This window comes from Paenibacillus sp. J22P15 (genome assembly GCF_056269345.1).
Map to the genome: position 1 here is coordinate 36,539 of NZ_JBWDNT010000021.1, position 26,357 is coordinate 62,895.

The window sequence follows — 26,357 nt, forward strand, 5'->3', positions numbered from 1 at the left end:
CTGACTTCGAAGGTATTCTTCGATCGAATTGAAACGGCTATATATTTAAGATTACATTAAAGCAAGTTCCTCCATTTTTATTATCAGTAACCGTAAGCGTACCCTTATGCTTTTTGATAATACTGTCAACAATCGAAAGCCCTAAGCCCGCACCAGCCACTTCGCGGGAGCGTGATTTGTCCACACGATAAAAAGGCTCAAATATATTTTTTTTGTTATTATCGGTAATACCGATGCCTGTATCTTTAATTTTGATCGAAATCTGTTCTCTACTTAGTCTGTATACATTAACCTCAACGCTTCCGCCTTCAATATTGTACTTTATTCCGTTTTCCACGAGGTTGTAAAACGCACGATACAATAAGTCGATGTTACCAGTAACAATGCTATTATCACAATTTAAGGACATCGTAACCTTTTTGTCTTTAGCTATGTGAGAAAGCTCGGAAATAATATCTTCAAAAATATCCTTTACGCAAATGCTGCTTTGCTCTCCGTTATCGTTCATATTTGTCATTTCTAACAGGTTGCCGACAAGGTCTCTCAAGCGATAGGTTTGTTTTTCAATAATGGAAATAAGAGCATCATATTCCTCGTTTGTATGTTCTTTTTTCTTCTTAAATACATCAACCTTTGTTTGCAAAACAGCAAGAGGTGTCCTAAGCTCGTGTGCAGCATTCGCTGAAAATCTTCCTTGCATCATAAAAGCATTGTTTAGCTTATCCGTCATTTCATTAAATGTTACAGTAAGCTCTGCAATTTCATCCTTTGTAGGCGGCACAGATAATGTTTCAGATAAGTTATGCACATTTATGTTCTTCACTTGACCATTTAGTGTATTAAGCGGTTTTAATGCCTTACCCGAAATATAGTAGGTTAACAATCCGCCTCCAACAATAACCAAAATCATATAATTAATACTTTTAATTTTAAAATTCATTCTTGCTTGCTCAGATTCATCAGATGGAACGGGAGTGATTATGCTACTTGACGGTAAATGAGGGATTCCATCAACCTGTCCATCATCGCCGATTTCTTTTGCCGGTAATACCGCAATTGCTTCAATACTTGCAACCATTGAATACGCAGATAAATTAAGTATTAAGGTAAGGCCTACACAACAAACAGTTAATAGTGCAACGGTCATAACCGTAAGTCGCAATCGAATTGGCATTTTTTTAAGCATTAGCATCACCTTCCTTATCTGATAACAAATATCCCTCTCCAATTTTCGTTCCTATTGGGTCGTAGTTTAAAACAGCCCTCAACTTTTTACGTAATGTCGCAATATGAACCCGTATAGCACCGCTAAAGCTATCCGCATTCTGATCCCAGATATGCTCAATCAATTCTTCTTGGCTAACCACTCTATCCTTGTTAAGCAAGAAATACTCAAGCAATGCAAATTCTTTTTTTGTTAGTGATATCTCTTCTTTATTAGCATGAGCAACACGCTTTGATAAATCGACTTTAATTGTACCGCAGGACAGCATAATACTTTCTTGTACAAACTTACGTCTTAACAAATTTCGTATTCTTGCTTCCAACTCAGCAAAGTCAAATGGCTTCGCTAAGTAATCATTTGCGCCTAAGTCTAAGCCTTTTACTTTGTCAGTAACACTACCTCTTGCACTGAGAATCAGTACCTTTAATTCTGGCCGTTCATCTCGGATCTTAGCTAACACCTCAAGCCCATCCCATTTCGGGAGGTTTAAGTCGAGAACAACCAAATCATAATTTATTGCATATAAAAGCTCGTAAGCTGCTTCGCCGTTGTCACAGGTATCAACTGCATAACCATCTATTCTAAGCCCCTCTGCAATTGCTTCTTGCAAATCAAGCTCGTCCTCTACAATGAGTATCCTCATTCGCAAATCACCTCTTTTACTATTGTACCTAAAAACAAGTTAAATCTATGTTAAGCACTTAACAAGGATTTAACATCGTTTGTTATACGATGGTTACACCAAGCTTAGATGGATCAACAAAGTATATTTTGAAAAACGCAAATGGATGGTGATGCTGTGAGAATATCAATTTTGGCTCGCAAGGAGATTCTTGTGGCTTTCTGCTTTCTTGCTCCGAGCTTGATTGGTTTTGCTATATTTTATTTAATTCCGTTTGGTCAAAGCATTGTTTTTTCTTTTGAGAATCCAAGTGGAGAGGCAGGATTGTCGCTTGCCAATTATCAAAGCCTAATCGCCAGTTCATCCTTTCAAAAGGCAATGGGGAATACGTTCTGGTTTACTATTATTGGTGTTCCCATTCTTATTGTATTGTCACTTGCTCTGGCCATGCTGCTTAACAAACGAGTTTTCTTTCGAAACTGGCTGCGCACCTCTTATGTGCTGCCGCTGGTTGTTCCAGTCGCTTCAATTGTGCTCGTATGGCAGATTTTATTTGATTGGAATGGTTTTTTTAATCATGTGTTAGAGTGGCTTGGAATCGATCGGATCGATTGGATGAAATCAGAGTGGGCGCAAGGAGTCATTATAGTTATCTATGTATGGAAAAACATTGGCTATAACGTAATTCTCTTCTTGGCCGGTTTGCAAAACATCCCTGAACAATATTATGAGATAGCAAATCTAGAAGGAGCAAGCTGGGCTCGTAAGCTGCAGATTACCTTGATTTATTTAATACCGACAGGATTTTTAGTTATGCTCATGTCGATTCTGAACTCATTCAAGGTATTTCGTGAAATCTATTTAGTTGCGGGTGACTATCCACATGACAGCATCTATATGCTCCAGCATTATATGAACAATATGTTCTTATCTCTCGATATTCAGAAGCTGTCAGCTGCAGCATGCTTGCTGGTGCTCTGCATTTTAGTCATTGTGCTGATGCTCTTCAACGTTGAAAGAAAGTTCCGTTCATTTATGGAGTAAAGGGAGGTGTGTAGATGAACAAGAAACAGATAAGAACACTGCTGCTCACTATCTTCTTAACCGCAATCGCACTTGTTATGCTGTTTCCTGTTTTACTGACAATTGTAAGCTCCGTGATGACGGAGAAGGAAATTATGCTGAATTACGGCATGCTAGGCAGTACGCAGATAAATGATTTTGCGAATTTGAAGCTGATCCCAGATTGGGTTTCATTCGAGCAGTTTTTTAAGGTGCTTATTTCAACCTCGCAATTTCTTCATATGTTTTGGAATTCTGTATTTATGGTCGTTCCAATTATTCTAGGTCAGGTCGCGGTCGCCACACTAGCGGCATTTGCGTTTGCGAAGCTGCGATTTCCTGGCAGAGAGCCATTATTTATTGTGTATCTAATAACGATGCTGATGCCGTTTCAGGTCACACTTGTACCGAATTACATTATGTCTGATCGATTGGGGCTTATTAATAGTCCCAGCTCTATTATTTTACCAGGAGTATTTGCAGCGTTTGGCGTATTCCTGCTCAGACAATTTATGCTCCAGATTCCAACTGCATATATGGAGGCTGCAAAAATGGACGGAGCAGGCTATTTCCGTTCCTTTGTTACGATGGTCCTGCCTATGGTGAAACCTGGCATGGCAGCGCTTGTTGTTCTGCTGTTTGCAGATTACTGGAATATGGTGGAGCAGCCGCTTATATTTTTGCAGGATGCCGCTTTGCAGCCTTTGTCCATATTTCTATCTCGCTTGCAGGAAGATGCGTTTGGGGTATCCTTTGCTGCTGCGGTCTTGTATATGATGCCTATGGTTCTTTTGTTTCTTCTTGCGGAAAAGTATTTTATTGAGGGCATAGAGCTTTCTGGAATTAAAGGATAGGTGGAATGAGATGACAAGCATATCTAAGCGACAACGTATAACGGCTGCATTATTTATATTGTTCTTTGCGATATTGGCTGGCCTGACTTTATTTAGCAGCACGCTCGAAACGATGATGCTGCCCAAAGTGATTACAGAGAAGCTTGCTTCTAAACCATTAGTTCATCATGTTAACGGGAGCGGCGTCTTAACGCCTCGTAAACAGGTGGAGTTGATGAATGAGAGTGGCTCCAAAATTTTGAAGGTGCATGTAAAAGAGAATGAAAAGGTTAAGAAGGGTCAAAAGCTCGTGACATTCGACAGCTCAGATCTGGACGAGCAGCTATATCAAGAGGAAATGGCGCTTAAGAAGCAAGAGATGACTCGGGAGGTGCTGAAGGAGAACTTAGTGAATGCGCTGAGAGAGGGTGATGAGCAAGTCATTGTCAAAGCTAAGCGAGATCTTGAACTGGATAATATGGATCTTGAAATGGCACAAAGAAAACTGAATAAGCTGCGTAAAGAAAAGGCGGACAAACAAACGCTGACTGCCCCCTTTGATGGCAAAATCACAAAGCTTATAGAAGAGGACAGCATGAATGCCACACAAGGTGGGGCAATATTGACACTTATGGATAGTGGCAAGGGCTTAGAATTTTTATTTGCTGTCGATTCGGGGAATACGGCATTATTCGAGATTGGGTCTCAGGTTTCTGTTCGATTGGTAAAAGACAATAAAATAGTTAACGGTACAATTCAAGAAATAAAAGCTGCATTTAAAGAAAACGGTGAAGATTCCAGTGAAGATTCACCCAATGAATCCAGTTATCAGGTTGTCGTTTCTGTCTCCGATGATGGTCTTAAAGGCGGTGAACAAGTAAGTCTAGATATAAAGAAGGAGTCAAAAGAAAAAGGATTTGTGTTACCAAAGAAATGGGTTCATAAAGATGCGACAGGAAGCTATGTCTATGTAGTTGAGGAGAAGAAAAGCTCACTCGGCAATACGTTCAATGCACGAAAAGCTTATATTATAACAGGTGATTCAACGGAGGACGAAGTCGTAGCAGTGAGCGGGTTAAGTTCACTTGATGAGATCATTATTGAATCAAGTGAACCACTTCAGGAAGGTAATCGAATCCGAATTTATTGAAGGGAATGAATGAATTTGAAGAGAAGATTGGTATTGGCCTTATTAGCAATGATAGTCGTGTTATCGGGATGCTCTAGCAGCAATGTGGGATCAGGTGGAGGTAAAACACCTGACAAAAACTCAGGGGAAAATGGTAAAACGATTGAGATTGCACTAATGTCAGCACATCCTTATTTGGATGAAGCAATTGAGAAATATAAGAAAATTCGTCCAGATATCAACATTGTAACTAAGGAGTATAAAGCTACACCTCAAATAGAGGAAAATCAAACGAGTGCACCATTAACGAAGGGTGATATTGAGAAATATGTACAAACGATCAGCACGCAGCTGATGTCTGGCAAAGGGGCAGACATTATCGTAACGAATGAACTGCCGAAGGACAAATATGTCGCCAAGAACATGCTGGTTAACTTCTATGATCTGATGGACAAAGATTCTGACTTTGATCGAAATCAGTACTATCAAAATATCTTTAAATACTCCCAGAATGGAGATGGTTTATATGCAATGCCATTCTCATTTACCCTTGACGCATTTACTGGCAATAAAGACTTGTTAGAGCAAGCTAACATTAAAATTGATGATCAGACCTGGACATGGGGTGAATTTAAAACTATTTCAAAGAAGTTTAAGGAACAAGTTGGTGAAGATGTTGTGGCATTTGGTAATTTATACACAGGTGCCCTGTTATCGGAGTATATAGAGAATAATTATGATAAGCTCATTGATCAAGGTCAAGCAAATTTCGATTCCGATCTGTTTCGAGATATGATGAAGCAAATCAAATCGATGTATGATGAAGGTGTGTTTAGTGCCGACTTTACGAACCAATATTCCGAATCCTTGTTTAACAATGCTAACCTTCTCGATCCAACAACAGGCCTAGCTCAAGTCCTTGATCCAAAGTTTAATATCTATCAAAAGCCAACAGTAACTGGACAAAATAACGGAACACCATTTAAATCGAATTTCACTTTAGGCATGAACAGCAAGTCTAAAGTTCAAGATGAAGCTTGGAATTTTATTAAGTTCATGCTTTCCGAGGAAATGCAATCTTCACCGGCGGTATTTGGCTTTGCGATGCACAAGGGAGTTGTAGAGAAACAGTTCAAGGATGCCAAGCAGCAGGCAGTAGCGGGTACACTTCTTGGACAGAAGGTTGATGCTAATACAGTAGAAAGCAAGATTAAAGAATTGCATAAGCTCATAGAGGGAGCAAGTAAAAATTTATCTAGCGATTTCAAGATCGTTTCCATTGCGGTTGAAGAATTCGATTCCTATATGAGCGGTCAGAAATCAGTTGAAGATGTCAGCAAGCTGATTCAAAACCGAGTCAACACTTACATTAACGAGTAAATAGAACGTCCTCATCCGATTAGAGTCAGCTAAAACGTAACATTTTATGTGTCTAGATATGTAAGAAGAGGCAGATCCCAATTCGAAGATCTCCCTACACTAGAATACCTCAAGCCTGCATTCAATTGAATGCGGGCTTGAGGTGTTTATGCTGCTAATGCCATTTAGACAGTAGCGCGACATGAATACTTATTTTGATATGAGCTCCAGTGAGGCTGCTGCGATAACTCTCGTCTTAGAGTAATGTCAGCTCAGAGGATTCATATATCAAATTACATTCTTGTGTATTAACATAGGAATATTGTACACAGAGCATACCGCTTCTATCCTGAATACTTTGCTGTATAATAAGAAGTGGTCTATACAACCCACATTGCATCATGGAATGAATCACTTGATCAGCTGTGATGATAGAAAGTGATGTGTTTACAACTTTGAACCGACATAACAATATTTCTTTAAGATATCTATTTAAAAGGCAGTTCTCTGGAGGCAGGTTATCGGTAATAGCCAGTCGCTTGGCAAAATAGGTCTCGATATAAACGGGGGTTACCTGTTTATCTTCAGTATGAAAACAGCGTTTTATTTTCCATAAATCTGAACCAACCGATACATCAAATTCAAGAGCCAAGGCTTCATCCGCTCTGCTGATTAGCGGGCGCTGCCACTCAACAAACAATGGTTCCTTCGTTTTCATCTGATACAAAAATATCTATCCCCTAACTTTATTGCCGCTTCATTTTTTGATGATATTCTATCACATGTAATGACATATAGCCATTTAGAGGAGCTTACACCATGCCTTTGTACGACCAAATTATCCAGGACATCATGCATAAAATAAATAGCCATGAATTAAAGGAAGGCGATATGCTTCCTACTGAAATAGAACTTAGTGCACAATTCAAAGTAAGTCGTCCTACGGTACGCACAGCCATGCTCAAGTTGGTTAACGAAGGATACCTGACGCGAGTGAAGGGCCGGGGTACATTTGTAACCAAGCCCAAACTCGTACAAGAATCTTCACAATTTATTGAAAGCTACAATGAAGAAATGTTGGGTAAGGGACTCACCCCACGAACCTTCGTGTTGGATTTTAAAGTGATAACTAAAAATAATTTAGTTTGTTCCAAATTAAATATCTCTCCTGGTGATAAAATCATTCTGTTACGACGCCTACGTTATGTGCAACCTACGAGTGAAGAAAAACCCGTTGTGCTGACTACCGTATATATTCCTTATGATCTTGTACCTGATCTGATGAATTATGACTTTGAATCGTTTTCGTTATACGAAGTACTAAGCAAACATGGGATCACGGTCACTCAGGTCATTCGTGAATTGGAAATCAAGATGCTGTATGGAAAAACAGCACGCCTACTCGAGGCAAAAGAGAATTCTGCTGCTCACTTTATCTCTTCTACCGGCTATGATACTGATGGGGGAGTAGTTGAATACTCTGAAAGTTTCTATCCCGCTGATCGTAATAAGTTTATTATAAAAGTTTCAAACTAGCATAAATACTCTGATCATAGAGCAATCTAAAGGTTCAATAACCTGAGATTGCTCTTGTTTTGCATGCAGATAATTCCGTACTAAATGGCGATTTACAACGGTTTAGAAAGTTGTTACAATGCTTATGTTATTACATTAAAATAAAATTACGTCTTGGAGGACACTATGTCAGAACATATATTTACGATCTATTTGATCCATCACAGTCATACTGACATTGGGTATACGGATTATCAGGAAAAAATTGAAATGCATCATGTTCACTTTATTAAAGAAGCTATCGATATTCTAAATGCAGCACATCAAGGAAAAGAAGAATGGCTTGGATTCAAATGGAATTGTGAGAGCTTCTGGTGTGTAGAGAAGTTTTTGGAGTACGCTTCACAAGAAGAGATCCATGATTTTATCAAATATATTCAATCTGGCGAGATTGGACTCTCTGGAAATTACTTAAATCTTACGGATCTGGTGGATGAAAGAGTCCTTCGTGATACATTTGCCCGCAGTGTAGAGACGATGCGAGGCTATAATCTTTCTATGAAATCCGGCATGACTGCTGATATTAACGGCTATAGCTGGGGGTACGCTGATGCGCTTGCAGACCATGGAATCGAGCACTTGATGTCCTGCATCCATTCTCATCACGGCTACCATCCTTTATTTAAGAAACAAACACCATTCTACTGGCAGTCACCAAAAGGGAATAAAGTGCTAGTGTGGAACGGTGAACATTATCTGGTTGGAAATGAACTGGGTATCACGCAAGTAGGTGAATACGAATATACCATTCGCGACAATTTCACTTCTGCCCCTCTAGATAAGTTCAATAAGGCTGAACAGCGGATTGAAGCTTATGTGCGAGTGCTGCAAGAAGAAGGACATCCTTATCCTTTTGTTCCCCTTAGCATATCGGGTAGAATGACGGATAATGCACCGCCTAATACCAAAATTATTGAGTTTGTTAAAAAATACAACCGTATTCATGGGGATCAGATCCGACTGGAAATGGTGACATTGGATGAATTTTTCACTATTCTAAAAAGCAACAACAAAGAGATTCCTACCTACTCCGGCGACTGGACGGACTGGTGGGCTGATGGTATAGGCTCTACTCCTAATGTCGTACAGCATTATCGTGAAGCTAGCCGCAAGCTCGATATGGCTCATAAGCTTGATCCTGATTTCCAGTTCTGCAGCAAAGAATTGCTGGATAAAGCGAGTTACAATCTCATGTTCTATGCTGAACATACTTGGGGGTATTCGTCCTCTGTCTCCGAGCCATGGCACCCAGGAGTAAGCAAATTAGATTTGCGGAAAAGTTTATATGCACAGAAAGCCAATGAGTATGCTTCACGTGCTTGCGATCAGATTAGCTTTGCTAATGGGGAGACGCCATTTACCTTTAAGAACGAGCTTTCTATAATCGCGATGAACCCGCACGATATAAGCGTTACGGATATGATTCAAGTCGAATTAGAAGTGCTATATAATGAACACTTTGAAGTTGTGGATGATACCACTGAGCAGACTGTACCGTATCAAATAGGATCTTATTCTCGTGGCAAGACGCTGAATATCTTAGCTACTTTGGAGCCTCACGAGAAGAAACAGTTTTCCATTCGGATTACAGAAGCTCCACCGCTGCTTTCCTCAGGTCATTATGCACCAATAGGAATTGATGGAGTAAATGATCTCTCTCCGTCATTTAATCGTCAGCTTAATAAAGGTAGCGTGGTGACACCTTATTACCTGGAAAATTCTTTTTTCCGTATACAATACTCCCAAGGTGAGGGAATACACTCGGTCTTGGATAAACGACGGAATCAGGAATTGATAAGAAGTGATGCTCCTTACCGAGCCTTTACTCCTATATATGAGGTAACCGATGTTACAACAACACAGTGCGATGAACGTAAACGGATGGGACGCAACCGCAAAGCAACTTCAACTCGTCGTTATGAGGGTAAGCTACGAGGCGTAGATGTGCTAGAGGATGGTAGCGTTTATTCCAGAATTGAAATGCATTATGACCTGGAAGGAACCTCATTCTGCTCGCTTCTGATCACAGCGTTCAAGGATATTCCAAGAATAGATGTAGACTTCCGCTGCCACAAGGATAGTGTGTGGAATCCTGAGAATTTGTATCTGGCCCTACCATTCACGACTGGAGAATCAGATGAGGAATTGTGGATCGACAAGACCGGAGCCGTTCTACGTCCGCGTATAGACCAAATACCTGGAAGCTGTACGGATTTCTATGCTGTACAGAATGGCCTATGCCTATGTTCCTCTAAAGGTTCCATTGCAGTAGCTACACCAGATACGCCACTCCTCATGCTGGGCGACATCAAGTCGCATGAGATCAAGCTTGCTGGTGAACCGGGAGTCCACAATCCGGATCATGTATATGCATGGATTATGAATAACTTCTGGGAGACTAATTTCAAAGTGGATCTTGGAGGCTTCCATCAATATCGTTATACACTGATGCTAAGTGATAGCACGCATGCTGCAGATGTACTGAAGCAGGCGAAGGTAGTGAATACTTCTGTGCTTGGATTCCAATCCTATCAATAGATCTACAGGTTACAAATAGTGCATCTCTTTTTTGCTTAAACTTCATATGAACCAAAAAAGCGTAAGGATTCGATAATTTGCAGCTCGAATCCTTACGCTTATTCTTTATTTATCAACGCATCGCAATATACCTTCATAGCATTTCGCATTGAGCTTACGACATGTTGGAGAAGGTTAAACGATATAAACGAAATCTTGGTAAACAAGTGAAGGTGGGATTGGACGATTTGATAAAAATGTTTCGTTATAACTGGATGGTAAGAAATGAATGGTTAGAACTATGCAAGCAAATCCCAATCGGAGAATTAATGCGTAAACGAAACGGTGGGGCTGGTAGCATTCTGTACACACTCTTTCACATTTTAGATGTAGAGTATAGCTGGCTCCGCGGAGTTCAGGGTAAGCCAGATTCCCCAGTACCATTCGAGAACTATCAGACAATCGAAAAAATAAAAGACCTTTCGGAAGCTTGGAATAAGGAAAATCAGTCGTTTTTATTTACATGGTCAGATGAATTTGAGAACGACGTTGTAACCGTTCCATGGATTGAAGGAAGTACTTTTGTCAAGGGTGAGGTATTACGTCATGTAATCGCACACGAAATTCATCATGTAGGGCAATTATCCATTTGGACCAGAGAACTTGGGCTGGAACCTGTTTCAGCAAATGTAATCGGCAGAGACTTAGGCTTTCCTGGTTCAACTAACGGGGAACGATAGTTAAACAAACAAGGAGTAGTTTGCTGAGGCAGCTGCTCGCCGAGAACCTGTTAAATCGCAAGTTCCAAGCTACAGCACCAAATGAGAAGTGGGTAACTGATGTGACGGAATTCAAATACGGCCATGGTCAGAAAGCGTATTTAAGCGCTATTCTCGATGTTCATGATAAATCCATCGTTTCCTATGTAATGGGGTATTCCAATAACAATCCACTTGTATTCCAGACGTTGAAACTAGCCTTACAAGCTGCACCAGGAAGCGCGAGACATTGAGGCCTATATCCACTTTTACAATAACGAACGGTTACAAGCAAAACTAGACGGCCTCAGTCCGATGGAATACAGGACTAAGGCCGCTTAATTGACTTTTATTTATTGTTCTGTCTACTTGACGGGGTGCAGTTCAGTTTTAGGACTGCCGTTCTGATTTCAAGCACGGGCTTGTTTGTGATCAGTCGTGATAAATCATTCTTGTAGGAGTACTTTTATAATTCGTTTTTTTCACGTAAAGTTCGGCTTGACCGCCACCGTCAGTAAATCCGCTAACATCAAATACATTACTCTTACCAGGGCAGACAGTGCGCTTTCCTATATAGTCATCTGGATCATAAGGATCATATTCCCAAAGCTCATAGTTTACGCAGACTGTATTGTATGAGTCACTTGTTACCTTCCAACTACCTCCGCCAGAATCCCAGCTGCTGCCACTCTGGTAAACAGTTTCTTCGCCAATATAATCCCATGTTCCAGCTCCGGCTGATGCAGATGGAACGGCAGCAGAAATGGCAAACACGCATGTCATTGGCAAAATTAATTTTTTAAACTTGTTCATTGTTTCACCTCCCCCCATTGAGGATATTTTAAGTCATTTTACAAATTTTTGGAATATTGAATACTCTTGATGAAAGAATTCTAATCCCCCGGCTCACCGTCCCTAAATCCCAATGGTATTTAAGCTGCCGTCACTACGCTCCTATGACCTGCTCGAGGCTATTCGAAGAGGGCGGAATCAGGCAGACTACCCTGAGCCATCTAAACGCTTCGCTGTTAAAAGCAAATAAAGAATTAGACTGGTACCGTCCCATTACGCTAACGGGATACGATAGTTGAATAACGTATTGATGAGCAGGTGCTGAGGTGACCTGCTCATTTTATTAAGGTAACGGGCAGTTTAACGGAACAGTAATATTCGGATTTCTCACTACTAGCGCTGCGAATTCCTATACTGCAGAGGTGACAGATCGGTCCAACGACGGAACTGTCTGCTGAAGCTACCTAAACACGAGAAGCCCAACTTTTCGCCAATGGCTTCCATAGAAAGTCCTGAGTGCAGAATTAAAGCTTCCGCTTTTTTTACTTTGAGCATACTTAAATACTGACGAGGGGCGATACCATAGACCTTTTTAAATACTTCATTGCAATGGCTTCTACTAATATACAATCCTTCAGCGACTCCATTTATAGTGATAGTTGAATCCATGAATTCATGGAGCATGCGTTCAATGGTATTGGCTAGTTCAATTTCTCCTATATTCAAAATCTTGTTATTGAGAACAATACGATCATTAGGAAACAATATCAGCTGCAGTAATTCTTTTAACAACCGAAGAATCATGGATTGAATCATAAGATTTTGGATCGTAGTTAAATCGCCATTCTCCGTCGAGCTTTCGCCGATCTCCCTCTGAATGTCCGTAAACAAGTTCTGTAAATTGAAAAAGGGACCTCTTAGATGAACAAAATTCATATTTTTTAGTTCGTTTCGAACTTTTACATCCTCTAAGTCAAAATGCATCGAAAAATAAGCAAGGGCATATTGGGATACATTTATCGTGCTGTGGTTAACTCCTGGACTAATCAATAACCAATCTCCACACTTCATTTCTATAGATTCTCCATGAATCCACTCCATGAAGGTTCCTGAATGACAATATAGAAGTTCATAACCTTTATGATTATGCAGATGATACGACCATCCTGGCTCTACGGTTGTAAAATGGATATTTCCTATTGAGATGGGATTTTTCATTGTACTAATCATGAATTTCTGTTCCAAATGTCGTCACTCTCCTATTTCGTCCACACTAAATATTAACGACAAATGGTTAAATTTCAAGCTAATTCTGTCGTATCCGTAGCGATTTCGTGACGTTACGATAATATTAAACAACATCAAAAGGAGAAATGTTACGATGTCCATCTTACTTACGAATGAGCAAGTCGAATTTTACAGGAAGAATCATTACTTGCATGTGAAAGGTGTTATCCCATCAGATTTATTGGATATGGCTACCGGGATCCTCATGAAATGGGTTGATGAATTGGTAGAGAAGTGGAGCAAAGAAGGACTGTTGCAGGATAAACAAGAGGATCTTGATTTTCAACGTCGTCTTGTCGAGCTATGGAGAATAGCTGGTAAACCTAAATATAGCCGTAGTCCTAGAAGAGAACTTGTCGGACCGGATATGTATAATTTCTTCAAACATCCTGTTATGTTGAAAGTGGCTTCGGATCTACTAGGTACGTCGGAACTTTCTGTTCATGGCGTCTTTAATGCAAGACCAAAGCTGCCGGATCAGAAGTGGACCGATACACCTTGGCATCAAGATGCCCAATACTACAGGGATGCTGAGAATGTACACGTCCTATCGATGTGGATGCCATTGCAAAAGGTGACTGAAGCCAACAGTTGCTTGCAAGTTGCCCCTGGTTTTTTTACAGACACATTATTAGAAGGTGCAATTGATGAAGAAACCGAATTCCTCGGGCTAAGCAAAGAAGATGCCAGGCATTTGAAGGGTCTTTCAATAGAGATGGAACCAGGAGATGTACTCTGTTTTAATCAACTACTTCCTCATAGGGCTCTTCCTAACAACTCCGATCATGTGCGATGGTCCATGGACATTCGTTATGAAGCCACTTCAACAGCGACGACATCTGGGAAGGCTCAGGGTTTTATAGCACAAAGCCTTAACAATCCCGAATCTGTAGAAACGTATGAGCAGTGGTTAGAGAAATGGTCGAATATACCTATTGGAGCGTATTAGAAGTTATTAGTAGATAGCATATCTGTTTGCTTTCTAAATTACCTATTGGATGAGCATTAAACTAACGGGTAACGATAGTTCAATGACAACTGGCTGGCAGGACAATTTAATTATCATCATTATGATACAATAAGAAAAACGGTATTATGGACGAGGGATACTCCTACTCAAGGGTTAGGATTACGGATAAGCAGATCAACATTGAGGATATTAATGTGTACTTCAAATGATTAACAAAGAGGATGCCAATTCAGGCATCCTTTTTGTTATAGTTGTAACTTTGAAATTTAGCTAGGGTGACCATATTGGAGACTTAATTCAGAGTAAACTTGTATTCTTTCCCAGGTTTCAAATCAATGTAGTCTTTTATTGGAACCGAACCTTTTTTAACTACATTGTTATCTTTCTGTAATGTATATCTTGCTCATGCATTGGTCCTCTGCATACGGCTGGCGGATCTTCTATGCGGGTTTTCGTGCTTTATCATGCGAATTGACTTCATAACTATCCACTTATTTTTGTCACTCTTTTAATTCCAGTAATTATTATCATGAATAACGGAATGAACAGGCACATGGTCATGGTATAGAATGGGTGGAAGTATGAAATCACATTATTATAGTAGACGATGTTTGGAGCAATAATGATTGATAAGACGATTACGATTATTCCTAAAGGAAAAAGAAGTGAACGATATTCATTTAATTTAAAAGTTTGAGCCAGCCCTAATGTTGCTGCATAAAAAAGCAGACTAAGTTTATAAAAAATTGTAATAAACCATGCAAATGTTAACACAGCTTCTATTCTTGTGATAAAATCGGCAACATTTATCTTTTTAGCTAATGTATAGATTGGGTATAGATTCCTGCTGGTTTGATCGGCACCTAGTACAAGAATAGAAACAGTTGAAATAAGAATTATTACAAGTCCTCCTAACATTGCCCCTAGAATTAAACTCTTTTTCACTTGTGCTTTTTGAGATACATATGGGAGAATCGTTAAAAAAATAACAAGTTCTAAAAAAGGATAAGTGATAAAAGTTAATGATCCTCGGAGTATTGGTTTAAATCCATCTTCTAGGATAGGTTGCAGGTTTTCAATCTGAGCGCTAGGCAAAAGAAAGACAATTATAGGCAATAAGAACAATATAAAAAAAGGGAATAAGATTTCCGCGCATCGAGCCATAGGTTCTAATCCAAGGCGGGTTCCCATCAAGACAATCCCCATAATAAGAATAAGGAAGGATAGTATGGGTGTTTGGGGCATCATTTGAGTCGTAAAAAAATCACCTATTTCCCTTAGATACTCTCCAGCAACGAGTAAAAAATAACATACATATAGAAGAGAGATAAACATTCCGATCCATTTCCCAAAAATTTTTTCACTCATTTCTATCAATGTATAGTTAGGGGACCGTCTGTTTAGAGCAAGGAATAAAAGTAACACTAACAACCCAATTCCGACGCTAAAAATGGCCGAAATCCAAGTATCTTGTTTGGCTACAACGGCTGGAATAGCTGGAAGAACTAAGATAGCGTCACCAATCGTTACAAAAAAACATAAAATCATCAATTGACGACTTGATATTTTACCATTTTCAAGCATTTGATCACCTTTTTTCTTATTCAGGTCTGGTTCTATTATTGGAATTTACTTATGATTATATACGCTTCTTCTTCCTTCATCCCTTTGAGGTTTTGATGAAAATTATTATATATGTGCATATTAATTCATGGTGATATATCCATACAAAGAGGAATTTAGGGAGGTAGTAACGATGAGTAAGAAAAAACTGCTGCTTACTGCAATTGGAGCGGGTGTCACCTATTTAATGAAAAATAAGGAAGCGCGCCAAAAGCTTATGAATACCGTTCAAAATTTTCGGAAAAAGGGCCGATAGTCGAATAATTTGATAAAAGGCTAAGGACAGCCGCTTCTAGACGAGAAATGGAAGCGAGAACGACTAGTGAGTGGCGATCATTTATGGTAAGATATTTAAGGTCAATAAACCATACACAAACAATAAGAGAAGCTGGGAACGAAATGATGCCCTGCTTCTTTTTTCTTTGAATACGATAAATGCTTTAAGTAGCAAGAAGGAGATTGAAAATGTCTACTATTATTGCAAAACCATTTGATCAAGAAATGCAGAACTTATTAAGCGAAATCCATTCTTCTTATCACGCTGGTGAATTGAGCACGAAGGATCGGTCAGAACTGCCAGAACAAATTTACGTCATCGAAGCGGAAGAACAAATGGTTGGATATGGTGTCGTTTGGGAATACGCGAACGCTAAGCAGTTAATTCAGAAGGCGGAAAAAGATTATTTCAGCGACGATGAGAAATATTTGGAGAAGGACTTCTATATAGAGATCAAAAACAAGAAGGATTTTGTTTTTATAGAAGCGCTGGATGTATTGAAAGAATTTGAAGGCAAGGGTTATGCCGCTTCCTTTATTAACTATCTCAAAGCGAAATATCCGAATAAAAAAATGTATGTGTACACACTAGCTCAAACAAAAAACTTTTGGTATAAGCAGAACTTTGAAGTTTTGGGAACTACACCATGGATGACCTTTAACTAAAAAATAGAAAAAAGGAACAGGCCTCTGTCTGTAAGATAGAGGTTTATGTCGATTATTTCTTATTTTTATGCTATAGTTACTTGTTATGTCTTAAAGGAACGGATTTTGGAGATGCTATGAGATTATAAATGCAGCATGATTTGGAATATACGGTTTCAATTGAAGGAGAAAAAATGACTTTTAATGAATTAAATTTTAGCCCAGCGATACTAAAAGCGTTAGGCAAAGAAAATTATACGACGCCTACACCGATTCAGGAGCAGGCGATACCCGTGGTACTAGCGGGTAGGGATTTGTTTGGCTGTGCTCAGACCGGAACAGGGAAAACTGCCGCATTTGCTCTACCCATTATTCAATTATTAAGCGAGCAGCCAACTAAACCTCAGGCACAGCGTCGTATTCGCTCTTTGATTTTAACACCGACAAGAGAGCTTGCTCTACAGATTGAAGAAAACATGCGCGCATATGGACAATTTACCGACTTGCGCAGCGTAGCAATCGTGGGCGGTGTTTCACAAAAGGTACAGGAACGTTCGCTCAAACAAGGTGCTGATGTTATTATTGCCACTCCAGGCAGACTTATCGATCTAATCAATCAAAAGTTTGTCGATTTACAATATGTACAAATATTAGTGCTTGATGAAGCTGACAGAATGCTCGATATGGGCTTCATCCACGATGTGAAAAGAATCATCGCGAAAATGCCAAAAAAGAGACAAACGCTCTTTTTCTCGGCTACTATGCCTCCGGAGATTTCAAAGCTGGTAAAAACGCTGCTTGTTAATCCGGCAAAAGTGGAAATTACTCCTGCGTCCTCTACTGTGGATCGGATAGAGCAATCGGTCTATTTTGTAGATAAGGGAAACAAGCAAGGTTTATTGAATCACCTGTTGAAAGATAAATCGATTGTTTCAGCACTCGTATTTACGCGTACGAAGCATGGTGCGGATCGTGTCGTTCGCGGTTTGACTAAAGTGAATATTTCCGCTCAAGCTATTCATGGGAACAAATCTCAAAACTCTCGTCAGAATGCATTAACCAATTTCAGAAGCGGCGCAACGCGGGTCCTAGTAGCTACAGATATCGCAGCAAGGGGAATTGATATTGACGAGCTTTCACATGTTATCAACTTTAACCTTCCAAATATTTCGGAAACTTACGTTCATCGAATTGGTCGAACAGGCAGAGCTGGATTAAGCGGAATCGCGATCTCTTTTTGCGAAGAAGATGAAGTTCCGTATTTGAAGGATATTGAGAAAATGATTCGCAAAACCATTCCTGTTGTGACTGAGCATTCTGACGGGGTGCTAATTAGCTAAGCGGGTTGGAATATAATAACTAAACCTAGGGGTGATCATCTGAGAAAGCAAAAGCCAATGTCATTTGAAGATTTGTTGAAGGAATTGCAAGGACAGAAATCGATTCAAGAGGATCCGAATCATGTCTCATTCGATGATTTGTTTAAAGAATCATTTATGAGCAAGCATTCCGGCTTCACAAGCTTTAATGCGTTTCTAGAGAAGGGCAACTTTCAGGTAGAGACGAGAGAAGATGTTCAGAACATACCGGATGAGCTATTTGATCGGCATGTTGCAAGAGAAACGGATTTTGCTAACTGGCAGTCTATGCTTGATACAGCGACATCTGAATATAACGCTAATAAATAAACAATCGATGGGTTAAAACTCTGTTGTTTATAAGAAAGCTGAAGCTTGAGCCGATTACGTGCTTGAGCTTTTTTTGCGTTTTCTGAAGGTGCTATACACTTTGTAATGAGTCATTCACGCTCTGTTCATATTCCAAACGTAAACTTCAGGTATCAACAGTTGGAATGGAGATGGTGTGAACATGTTTCTAGCGATACGCGAATTGAAATATGCGAAAGGCAGATATTTTTTAATTGGATTAATTATGGTTCTCGTCGCATGGTTAACCTTTATTGTGTCTGGACTCGCGAACGGGCTTTCATCTGATAATGCTTCTGCTCTGAAAAATATGGATGCCGATTTCTATGTTTTGCAAGCTGATTCCGAGCATAAGCTGACTCGCTCTGAGCTGGCTGCGGGGAAGCTGGATGAAGTTCGTCAGTTAGATGGAATAACACAAGCTGAGCCGCTTGCTCAAACGATGTTATCGGTATATCGGAATGATTCAAAGAAGAAGATGGATATCGCTTTATTTGGTGTCGAGCCCGCTGGGAAAGTCATGCCGAATATTTCAGAGGGAAAGAGCATAGCAGCTAGCAATGAAGTTGTTGTGGACTCGTCGCTTAAAGAAGAAGGCGTTCAGCTAGGCGATACGCTTGGGGATAAGGAGCTAGGTATTGAGTGGAAGGTAGTCGGATTCACGAGCAATCAGAAATTCAGCCATACGCCAGTCGTATTTATGGATATCGAACAGTTTAATAAGCTCATGCAAACCACTTTCGGCAAAAAAACAGCTTCATATAATGCGATTGTTGTAAAAACAGATAGTCTAAATAAAGAAGCGCTGCAACAGAGCTTATCTGAGGATGAAGTCATTACTAAAAAAGAAGCAGTGCAAGGCATTCCTGGCTTCAAGGAAGAACAAGGCTCATTGACGATGATGATTGCTTTCTTGATTGTCATTGCAGCTTTCATACAAGCCGTCTTCTTCTATGTCATCACGCTTCAAAAAATTAGTCAGTTCGGCGTGTTAAAAGCAATTGGTGCCAAGACCTCCTATCTTGCAAGCAATTTAATCGGTCAAGTATTACTATTGGCAATTGGAGCGGTTGCTATAAGTATCGGACTTACCTTTGGCGTGAGTGCGATTTTGCCAGAGAGTATGCCGTTTGAATTAGGAATAGATATATTGTCTCAATATTCCGGATTACTTATTCTGGTTTCGATTATCGGTGCGTTGTTATCACTAGGTCGGATAGCTAAAGTGGATGCCATTGAAGCGATTGGGAGGGTTGAATAATGAAGGAAAAACTCATTCTTGAACAGGTGAATAAGGTTTATGGTGAAGGTGAAACGGCTGTTACAGCACTGCAAAAGGTTTCTTTAAACGTCAAGGCAGGGGAATTTGTTGCCGTTGTTGGTCCATCAGGCTCCGGTAAAAGCACATTTCTCTCCATCGCAGGAGCGTTACTTTCTCCATCAAGCGGGCGTATTCTCATTAATCAGAAGGATGTTACGAATTTATCCTCACGTGAATTGAGCGAGGTTAGAGTGAAAAATCTAGGGTTTATTTTTCAAGCATCGAATCTTGTTCCTTATTTGAAAGTAATGGACCAGCTGCTGCTCGTGTCAAAATTAGCAGGGACAGATAGTGGACAAGCGAAGCAGAAGGCGAAAGCGCTGCTAGAGCAGGTAGGCTTGCTTCATCGTATGGATTATTATCCTGAGAAGCTGTCCGGAGGTGAACGCCAAAGGGTAGCGATTGCTCGGGCGCTCATGAATGATCCAGGCGTTATATTAGCGGATGAACCGACTGCTAGTCTTGATTCGAAACGAGGCAGAGCGGTGGTAGAGCTAATCGCGTCAGAGGTTAAGCAAAAAGGCAAAGCTGCAGTTATGGTTACACACGATGAGCGTGTGTTGGATTTATGTAATCGTATCGTAACGATTAAGGATGGAATGCTCTTTGAGCAAAAAGAGAAGCAAGTCATCGCAGCAAAATGACGGGTAACCGTTGATAGCTGATGAAAACTGCACTATAGGTTATAATTATTGTTAACAACTAATTGAGGTGAATCGAATATGAGAGTTTACAGTAAATGGCTAATGCGTGTTGCAGCAATTTACGCGTTAATTGGAGCATTAATGGGAACCGACCTTGCAGGCAGACAGGATTACACGATGGTTCCTGCCCATGCCCATATCCTTGTTGTCGGCTGGCTGACACTTTTTGCATATGGTATCTTCTATTATGTGTTTAAAGAGTTAAGCATGAAGAAGACAGCTGTAATACATGCTTGGTCAAGTCTTATTGGCGGAGGCCTAATGCCACTAGGGATGTTATTGTACAATAAAATGGAAAACACAGCAACATTGCTCGGATTTATTATCCCCGCGTGCATATTGCTGCTAGCCATTTTCTTGTTTGTTATCATTTTATTTTTCGACAAGAAAATATTTGCGAATAAATAAACAACAAAGCCAGAGCAAATATAAAAAGCAGCCACGCGGGCTGCTTTTTATATTTGCTCTGGCTGAAATAATATACAGAAGTTATTCTTTTACCGCACCGATTACAATACCTTTGACAAAGTAACGTTGGAGGAAAGGATAGACCAACAGAATAGGCAAGGCACCGATGAAGATCTGCGATGCGCTAATGGTTCGCTGCGACATATTGGCAACCATTTGCGGATCTAGCTTAGTCATATCCTTCTGAACGATAATGGTTTGCATGAAGCTTGCAAGAGGCAGCTTCTCGGCATCCTTCATATAGATGATACCGTCAAAATAGGAATTCCAATGTCCGACCATAATGAACAAGGAAACTGTTGCAATGGCTGGCAAGGAGATCGGCAAATAGATCATGAAGAAAGTACGAAGCTGACCGGCTCCATCAATAAATGCAGCTTCTTCCAGATCCTTAGGAACAGTACGGAAGAAGTTTAGCAAAAGAATAACGTTATAAACGCCAACCAAACCTGGAAGAATAAGCGCCCATAAAGTATTCATTAGTCCGAGCTTGAGGACAAGGAGGTAACTTGGAATAAGACCGCCTGAGAATAGCATCGTTACGACAAAATACCAAAGATAAACATTGCGAGCACGGAAGACACGAGAATCTTTGGATAGCGCATAAGCTGCAAGCGTACAAACCAGCATCGAGAGCGCTGTACCAAGGATGGTCCGTAGTGTCGATACCCACAAAGAAGTTAGGAAATTGCTATTGTCGAATGTTTTGGTATAGGCTTCTAATGTGAAACCGATCGGCCAAAAAGTGACCAGTCCCGCGTTGGCGGGAGCGGATGCACTCATCGACACCATAAGTAAGTGATATAAGGGCAGCAAGCATAGTATGGAAAGAACAATTAAAAACGCACTGTTAAATATGCTGAAAATACGGTAAGGCAGTGTTTTATGGTACATATGTTGTCACCCTTTCTAGAAGATCCGGTAACCGGCAAATTTATAAGCAATTCGATAAGAGATGATGATTAAAAGTAAGCTGATCCCTGATTTAAACAGGCTAACTGCTGTTGCAAAGCTGAATTGACCGCTGAGTAGACCTTCACGATATACAAAGGTGTCAATGATATCACCCTGCTGATAAATCAAAGGACTGTACAAGTTGAACACTTGGTCGAAGTTTGCATTTAGTACGTTGCCAAGCGCCAAGGTTGCTACCACGACTGCAATTGGAATGAGTGATGGAATCGTAATATGTGTTGTTTGTTTGAAACGACCAGCACCGTCAACCTCAGCAGCTTCGTATAGTGCTGGATTAATTCCGGCAAGCGCTGCAAGGAAAATGATCGTGTTGAAGCCGAATTCTTTCCATACGTCACTGAAAATAATGGTGAAACGGAACCAGTTGCCGTCACCTAGGAAGAAAATCGGCTTAATGCCGAATACACTGCTAATAAATTGATTGATAATGCCCGTCTGTGCAAGCATATCAATTAATATCCCGGATAACGTAACCCAAGAAAGAAAGTGAGGCAGGTAGACGAGCGTTTGAATGGATCTTTTGAGCCCCATATTTCTTACTTCATTAAGCAGCAATGCGAAAGTGAACGGAACGATCAAGTTCAGCACGATTTTGGAGCAAGCAAAAAATAGTGTGTTCCATGTAATCTGCAAAAAGTATTCATTCTGAAACATATATTGAAAATGTTTCAAACCTACCCATGGAGAGCCCGTTATTCCAAGTGGAGCTTTATAGTCTTGAAATGCCATAATAATACCTGTCATAGGTATATAAGAGAAGATGAAAACCGAAAGTACCGCCGGCAGCACCATGAAATGCAGCATCCAAGGTTGTCTATATCTGTCTTTTTTCTTTGCTCGTGGTGTGGTCTCCAATGTCATTTGCTTTTCTGTGTTTGCTTCCATAGCTATCCCCCGTTCCATAAAATTGGTTTGTGTATAATAAGAAACCCTGCTATATATAGTATCAAGCAATTCTATCGTTGTACTATATGACAATGTTAGGATTGATATGGTTTTGTTAGGGGATATCGTCTGGAGGAATGAACGATGGAGATAAGTAATGGTCTTGCTTTTATCAAAAGAAAGATGGGCGCCCGGTTAAGTTTATTTTCCAAAATGAATGGTTTGATCTTAATTTTGTTCATACCCATTATCATTATGTATACGTATTCAAATGACGTTGCCTTTAACGTTGTCAGCACAGAGCTACAGGCATCTAACACAAAGCAGCTGTCTTTTTTGTCGAGTCAAATTGACTCGCGAATTAATCAGATGATGGACTTCTCTAATACATTCTCGAAAGACCCGAATGTCCAGAGGTTCAACGGACTTAAAATATGGGAAGATCGTTATGACCGAATGCAGACTAGATTTATCGTTCAGGAGAAGATGGCTTTGCAATCGGGCGTTATTAATATATGGCCAGTCAGATACACTGTATATTCACAACAGAACAAAGAGTTAATCTCCAATTACAATAATCCTGCCGAATATGATGAGGAATATTTGAAGAGAAATATGAGCGGAAAATGGACCTATGGCAATGGCATAGAGAATGATGGGAATGAACCTAAAACTTTTCATTGGTTTTACACGGAATCATTCGGTCAGCAGAGTACTCTTAATGGCAGCAATCTAGTGATTGAAGCGAGCTTCAGTTATGAAAATATTCAAAACATGCTGGACACGTATAAGGCAGGCGGACAAGGTGATCCGATTTTTTATCATAAGGGTGACGCTCCGATTATGAACCGCAGTGCGGATCAGCAGCTTTCGGAAGCATTGATTTCTTATTTGGACGAGCTGTCGCTGGATAACACGACGCAGCAGGTCGTGAAGCTGCACAGTGAAAACTATTTGGTAAGCACGGTTAAATCAAATTATTTGGACTGGCATGTAGTAGACGTTGTTCCGCTCGATCAAATATTGAAGCCGATATCGATCAGCCGCAATCTGTTTTATTTATCGATGATATTGTTATTTGTCGTGGGCATTTCTGCTTCAATCCTGCTTTACCGCAATGTGCAGCGACCGATCAGGCAGTTGATCAAAGGATTGCAAAGCGTGCAGCGCGGCGATTTCTCGTTTCGTATCAGCTCAAGCGTGAATAATGAATTTTCATTTCTGTTCTACCGATTTAACGACATGTCACGTCAAATTCAAGACTTAATTGAAAACGTGCTGCATGAGAAGATCAGGTCTAGGGAAGCGACATTGAAGCAATTGCAGGCTCAGATTAATCCGCATTTTCTATATAATTGTCTGGGCTACATTATTAATATGGCTCAAATGAAGGAACAGGAAGCGGTTGTGTCGATGGCTTATAATCTAAGCGCGTATTACCGATATACAACCCGAATGGAGCGGCAAACCGCTGCGCTCGAAGAAGAGGTTAAATTGCTTATTAATTATTTGGACATTCAGAAGCTGCGCAACGGAAGAATTGAATATACAATAGATATTCCAGCGGAAATGCTGAAACAGCGTATACCTCCGCTTATGCTTCAGCCGATCGTGGAAAATGCGGTTATACACGGAATTGGGAAGTCTTATACATCGGGTGAAATCCGAATTCACGGCGAACTGTCGGGTGGATATTGTAAAATATATATTGATGATGACGGACCTGAACTAGAGCAGAGTGTGATTGATGCGTTAAATCGCAAAATGAGCGAGACTCTGCAGGAGGAAATGGGCTGCGGTCTTTGGAATACGAATCAACGCATCATGCACCAATTTGGCGATAAATCTTCATTATGTTTTAAGAAATCGCCATTAGGAGGGTTTCGGACAGAAATCGTTTGGGAAACAGCATCTGGAGAAGAACACAGACCTCATTCTACCTTACAAGGAGAAATACAACATGCAGATGATTATAGTAGATGATGAAGCGCACTGGGTTGAAAATTTATCGATGCACAAGCCTTGGCATACGCTAGGCATCGAGCAGGTTCATAAAGCTTACTCTGCGCATGAGGCGCTTCAAATTATAGAAACAAATCCGATTGATATCGTAATCTCGGATATTCTTATGCCCGAAATGACAGGGCTTGAGCTCATAGAGAAAATACGATTAAGAGACAAAAGAATCAAATTCATTATTTTATCAGGCCATTCTGATTTCGAATTTGCCAAAAAAGCGGTACAAAATCAAACGGTTGATTATTTGCTTAAGCCGCCGATGGACAGCGAGCTGTTAGGTGCAGTTAAGACGGCGATCGACCAGCTGCATGCAGAATGGGAAGCTGTCAGCTCACAGGAGCGGACAGAGTTCACCCTTAGGGAAAATTTACCGCTGCTGCGCGGTCAACTGCTGCTTGATGCTTTACATGGTCACCGAATGTCAGAAGAGGAATGGGAACGTAAGCTGGAAAGCTATGGTCTTCCCTTCTGCAAAGGAGATAGTACGCTGCTGCTCGTCCGTATGGAGGAGGAATTTGGGCAATATAAAAACAACGGCCAACAGTTAATGGAATATGCCATTATTAACATGGCTGAAGAGATATTTAGTGAATTTACCGAGGTATGGGGTGTTAAGGAGGAGCATGGTTATCTTGTGTTCCTGCTTCAGCTTAAGCAAAATAGTACGAACCTCGGTAAAGAGAAGATCTTGGAGAAGCTTGCAATCCAGCTCCAGCATAAGGTAAAACAGTTTTTGAAGGGTTCTTTGTCTATTGTTTTATCGGAATGGTTTAAATTTCCTAATCAGCTGCAGGATCATTATCGTAAATCATATTCTTACTTTCGGCAAATTGTTGGGGACGAGAGTGAGTTTGTCATGCGGGTCGGTGATATGGAACCGAGTGTCTCGCAGGGACCTTTGGATGCGCTCTATATGCCGCCGTCATTAATTAGCTTGCTAGAAGCAGGTCGCTATGATGCAGCGGAAGAGAAGTTAATGAGCGTATGCGCGGAGCTGGATGAAAGATGGTCTGATTCATGGGAGCACTGTATGGAGGCGGGTTTCTTAATTGCATCGTCGTTCACACAGATTGCACATCGTAATGGTCATACGCTGGTCAAGCTGCTTGGATCAGAGATGGAATCGTTGCAAAGCGGAGAGGCGTTCACTTCTATTAGCAAGCTGCGAAAATGGTCGCTTAACGTACTTAGCAAGATGAAGTTAGGCTCTTCTAACGAAATCAAGGATATACGATCTTCGTATGTGAAGAAAATCCAAGCTTTCGCGGAGGACCATTTGCATGAGGATGTATCCTTGCGTGCGCTGGCTGATCACGTGAATCTGCATCCTACTCATCTGTCGAAAATTTATAAGATTGAGACAGGAGAAGGAATAAGCGATTATGTGTCAAGGCTTCGAATGGAGCGTGCTTGCCATAAACTGAAGACAACTAGCAAGAAGGTATATGAAATTAGCACGGAAATTGGCTATTTGGACCCGGCTTATTTTATCAAAGTGTTCAAACGACAATATGGTGTGACGCCGCAGGAATATAGAGACAGTAATCAATAGCCTAACAGAGTCCTATGGAAACTAAGAATATCCTATAGATACCCCCCCAGACAA

At 40.5% G+C, this 26,357-nt stretch carries 25 protein-coding genes and 1 pseudogene; 18 read left to right on the forward strand and 8 right to left on the reverse strand.

Going from position 1 to position 26,357, the window contains the following annotated elements; translation table 11 throughout:
• Nucleotides 1-37 precede the first annotated feature (37 nt).
• Together AC0YN6_RS25910 and AC0YN6_RS25915 are read right to left on the reverse strand one after the other, a co-directional pair.
• On the reverse strand, nucleotides 38-1,192 hold the full coding sequence (locus AC0YN6_RS25910; protein ID WP_475750562.1) for a sensor histidine kinase: 1,155 nt from the start codon (nucleotides 1,190-1,192) through the stop codon (nucleotides 38-40).
• Nucleotides 1,179-1,868 (reverse strand): response regulator transcription factor, encoded by a 690-nt coding sequence (locus AC0YN6_RS25915; protein ID WP_475750564.1) that lies wholly within the window; start codon nucleotides 1,866-1,868, stop codon nucleotides 1,179-1,181. The genes AC0YN6_RS25910 and AC0YN6_RS25915 overlap by 14 nt, the downstream gene beginning before the upstream one ends.
• 141 nt (nucleotides 1,869-2,009) lie before the next feature.
• On the opposite strand from AC0YN6_RS25915, the gene AC0YN6_RS25920 reads away from it, so the two are divergent.
• The 4 genes from AC0YN6_RS25920 to AC0YN6_RS25935 are packed head-to-tail and all read left to right on the forward strand — an operon-like array spanning nucleotide 2,010 to nucleotide 6,251.
• Nucleotides 2,010-2,891 carry a carbohydrate ABC transporter permease gene (locus AC0YN6_RS25920; RefSeq protein WP_475750566.1) on the forward strand — a complete coding sequence of 294 codons (882 nt, stop codon included), beginning with the start codon at nucleotides 2,010-2,012 and terminating at the stop codon, nucleotides 2,889-2,891.
• Between the two features lie 14 nt (nucleotides 2,892-2,905).
• Entirely contained in the window at nucleotides 2,906-3,763 is an 858-nt protein-coding gene (locus tag AC0YN6_RS25925; protein WP_475750567.1) for a carbohydrate ABC transporter permease, read from the forward strand.
• Nucleotides 3,764-3,773: 10 nt separating this feature from the next.
• The gene (locus AC0YN6_RS25930; protein ID WP_475750569.1) at nucleotides 3,774-4,892 is read left to right on the forward strand and encodes an efflux RND transporter periplasmic adaptor subunit; all 1,119 of its coding nucleotides are present in this window, start codon (nucleotides 3,774-3,776) and stop codon (nucleotides 4,890-4,892) included.
• Nucleotides 4,893-4,901: 9 nt separating this feature from the next.
• On the forward strand, nucleotides 4,902-6,251 hold the full coding sequence (locus AC0YN6_RS25935) for an ABC transporter substrate-binding protein (protein WP_475750570.1): 1,350 nt from the start codon (nucleotides 4,902-4,904) through the stop codon (nucleotides 6,249-6,251).
• Between the two features lie 235 nt (nucleotides 6,252-6,486).
• Here the strand turns inward: AC0YN6_RS25935 and AC0YN6_RS25940 are convergent, their stop codons facing one another.
• Complete coding sequence (locus tag AC0YN6_RS25940; protein ID WP_475750618.1) at nucleotides 6,487-6,948, reverse strand: UTRA domain-containing protein; 462 nt, start codon at nucleotides 6,946-6,948, stop codon at nucleotides 6,487-6,489.
• 101 nt (nucleotides 6,949-7,049) lie between these two features.
• On the opposite strand from AC0YN6_RS25940, the gene AC0YN6_RS25945 reads away from it, so the two are divergent.
• The 4 genes and pseudogenes from AC0YN6_RS25945 to AC0YN6_RS25960 form a co-directional block, all read left to right on the forward strand.
• A complete protein-coding gene (locus AC0YN6_RS25945) occupies nucleotides 7,050-7,766 on the forward strand; it encodes a GntR family transcriptional regulator (RefSeq protein WP_475750571.1) in 717 nt (238 codons plus the stop codon).
• A 165-nt stretch (nucleotides 7,767-7,931) separates the two neighbouring features.
• Nucleotides 7,932-10,343, forward strand: a complete 2,412-nt coding sequence (locus AC0YN6_RS25950; RefSeq protein WP_475750572.1) for a glycoside hydrolase family 38 N-terminal domain-containing protein — start codon at nucleotides 7,932-7,934, stop codon at nucleotides 10,341-10,343.
• A 236-nt stretch (nucleotides 10,344-10,579) separates the two neighbouring features.
• A complete protein-coding gene (locus AC0YN6_RS25955) occupies nucleotides 10,580-11,062 on the forward strand; it encodes a DinB family protein (RefSeq protein ID WP_475750620.1) in 483 nt (160 codons plus the stop codon).
• 38 nt (nucleotides 11,063-11,100) lie between these two features.
• Nucleotides 11,101-11,422, forward strand: a pseudogene (locus tag AC0YN6_RS25960) (DDE-type integrase/transposase/recombinase); the annotation flags it as partial.
• A 90-nt stretch (nucleotides 11,423-11,512) separates the two neighbouring features.
• Here the strand turns inward: AC0YN6_RS25960 and AC0YN6_RS25965 are convergent.
• Together AC0YN6_RS25965 and AC0YN6_RS25970 are read right to left on the reverse strand one after the other, a co-directional pair.
• On the reverse strand, nucleotides 11,513-11,893 hold the full coding sequence (locus tag AC0YN6_RS25965; RefSeq protein WP_475750573.1) for a hypothetical protein: 381 nt from the start codon (nucleotides 11,891-11,893) through the stop codon (nucleotides 11,513-11,515).
• Nucleotides 11,894-12,265: 372 nt separating this feature from the next.
• Nucleotides 12,266-13,117 carry an AraC family transcriptional regulator gene (locus tag AC0YN6_RS25970; protein ID WP_475750574.1) on the reverse strand — a complete coding sequence of 284 codons (852 nt, stop codon included), beginning with the start codon at nucleotides 13,115-13,117 and terminating at the stop codon, nucleotides 12,266-12,268.
• A 136-nt stretch (nucleotides 13,118-13,253) separates the two neighbouring features.
• Here AC0YN6_RS25970 and AC0YN6_RS25975 point away from each other — a divergent pair, with 136 nt between their 5' ends.
• Nucleotides 13,254-14,108, forward strand: coding sequence for a phytanoyl-CoA dioxygenase family protein (locus tag AC0YN6_RS25975; RefSeq protein WP_475750575.1), 855 nt, complete (start codon nucleotides 13,254-13,256; stop codon nucleotides 14,106-14,108).
• A gap of 504 nt (nucleotides 14,109-14,612) precedes the next feature.
• Here AC0YN6_RS25975 and AC0YN6_RS25980 read toward each other — a convergent pair.
• On the reverse strand, nucleotides 14,613-15,713 hold the full coding sequence (locus AC0YN6_RS25980; RefSeq protein WP_475750576.1) for a GerAB/ArcD/ProY family transporter: 1,101 nt from the start codon (nucleotides 15,711-15,713) through the stop codon (nucleotides 14,613-14,615).
• 172 nt (nucleotides 15,714-15,885) lie between these two features.
• Between AC0YN6_RS25980 and AC0YN6_RS25985 the strand changes: the two genes are divergently transcribed.
• The 7 genes from AC0YN6_RS25985 (at nucleotide 15,886) to AC0YN6_RS26015 (ending at nucleotide 20,812) form a co-directional block, all read left to right on the forward strand.
• On the forward strand, nucleotides 15,886-16,008 hold the full coding sequence (locus tag AC0YN6_RS25985; RefSeq protein WP_475750577.1) for a hypothetical protein: 123 nt from the start codon (nucleotides 15,886-15,888) through the stop codon (nucleotides 16,006-16,008).
• Nucleotides 16,009-16,217: 209 nt separating this feature from the next.
• Nucleotides 16,218-16,694 carry a GNAT family N-acetyltransferase gene (locus tag AC0YN6_RS25990; RefSeq protein WP_475750579.1) on the forward strand — a complete coding sequence of 159 codons (477 nt, stop codon included), beginning with the start codon at nucleotides 16,218-16,220 and terminating at the stop codon, nucleotides 16,692-16,694.
• Nucleotides 16,695-16,867: 173 nt separating this feature from the next.
• Nucleotides 16,868-18,013 carry a DEAD/DEAH box helicase gene (locus tag AC0YN6_RS25995; protein ID WP_475750622.1) on the forward strand — a complete coding sequence of 382 codons (1,146 nt, stop codon included), beginning with the start codon at nucleotides 16,868-16,870 and terminating at the stop codon, nucleotides 18,011-18,013.
• Between the two features lie 57 nt (nucleotides 18,014-18,070).
• Nucleotides 18,071-18,361 carry a hypothetical protein gene (locus tag AC0YN6_RS26000; protein WP_475750581.1) on the forward strand — a complete coding sequence of 97 codons (291 nt, stop codon included), beginning with the start codon at nucleotides 18,071-18,073 and terminating at the stop codon, nucleotides 18,359-18,361.
• 181 nt (nucleotides 18,362-18,542) lie between these two features.
• Complete coding sequence (locus AC0YN6_RS26005; protein ID WP_475750582.1) at nucleotides 18,543-19,640, forward strand: ABC transporter permease; 1,098 nt, start codon at nucleotides 18,543-18,545, stop codon at nucleotides 19,638-19,640.
• Nucleotides 19,640-20,344, forward strand: a complete 705-nt coding sequence (locus tag AC0YN6_RS26010; RefSeq protein ID WP_475750584.1) for an ABC transporter ATP-binding protein — start codon at nucleotides 19,640-19,642, stop codon at nucleotides 20,342-20,344. The genes AC0YN6_RS26005 and AC0YN6_RS26010 overlap by 1 nt, the downstream gene beginning before the upstream one ends.
• Nucleotides 20,345-20,422: 78 nt before the next feature.
• Entirely contained in the window at nucleotides 20,423-20,812 is a 390-nt protein-coding gene (locus AC0YN6_RS26015; protein WP_475750586.1) for a hypothetical protein, read from the forward strand.
• 81 nt (nucleotides 20,813-20,893) lie between these two features.
• Here the strand turns inward: AC0YN6_RS26015 and AC0YN6_RS26020 are convergent, their stop codons facing one another.
• Together AC0YN6_RS26020 and AC0YN6_RS26025 are read right to left on the reverse strand one after the other, a co-directional pair.
• On the reverse strand, nucleotides 20,894-21,766 hold the full coding sequence (locus AC0YN6_RS26020) for a carbohydrate ABC transporter permease (protein WP_475750588.1): 873 nt from the start codon (nucleotides 21,764-21,766) through the stop codon (nucleotides 20,894-20,896).
• A 15-nt stretch (nucleotides 21,767-21,781) separates the two neighbouring features.
• Nucleotides 21,782-22,732, reverse strand: coding sequence for an ABC transporter permease (locus AC0YN6_RS26025; RefSeq protein WP_475750590.1), 951 nt, complete (start codon nucleotides 22,730-22,732; stop codon nucleotides 21,782-21,784).
• A gap of 144 nt (nucleotides 22,733-22,876) precedes the next feature.
• On the opposite strand from AC0YN6_RS26025, the gene AC0YN6_RS26030 reads away from it, so the two are divergent.
• Both AC0YN6_RS26030 and AC0YN6_RS26035 read left to right on the forward strand, forming a co-directional pair.
• Nucleotides 22,877-24,715: a sensor histidine kinase gene (locus AC0YN6_RS26030; protein WP_475750591.1), complete on the forward strand. Its 1,839-nt coding sequence runs from the start codon at nucleotides 22,877-22,879 to the stop codon at nucleotides 24,713-24,715.
• Complete coding sequence (locus tag AC0YN6_RS26035; RefSeq protein WP_475750593.1) at nucleotides 24,693-26,303, forward strand: response regulator transcription factor; 1,611 nt, start codon at nucleotides 24,693-24,695, stop codon at nucleotides 26,301-26,303. Before AC0YN6_RS26030 ends, AC0YN6_RS26035 begins: the two co-directional genes overlap by 23 nt.
• Nucleotides 26,304-26,357: the final 54 nt, after the last annotated feature.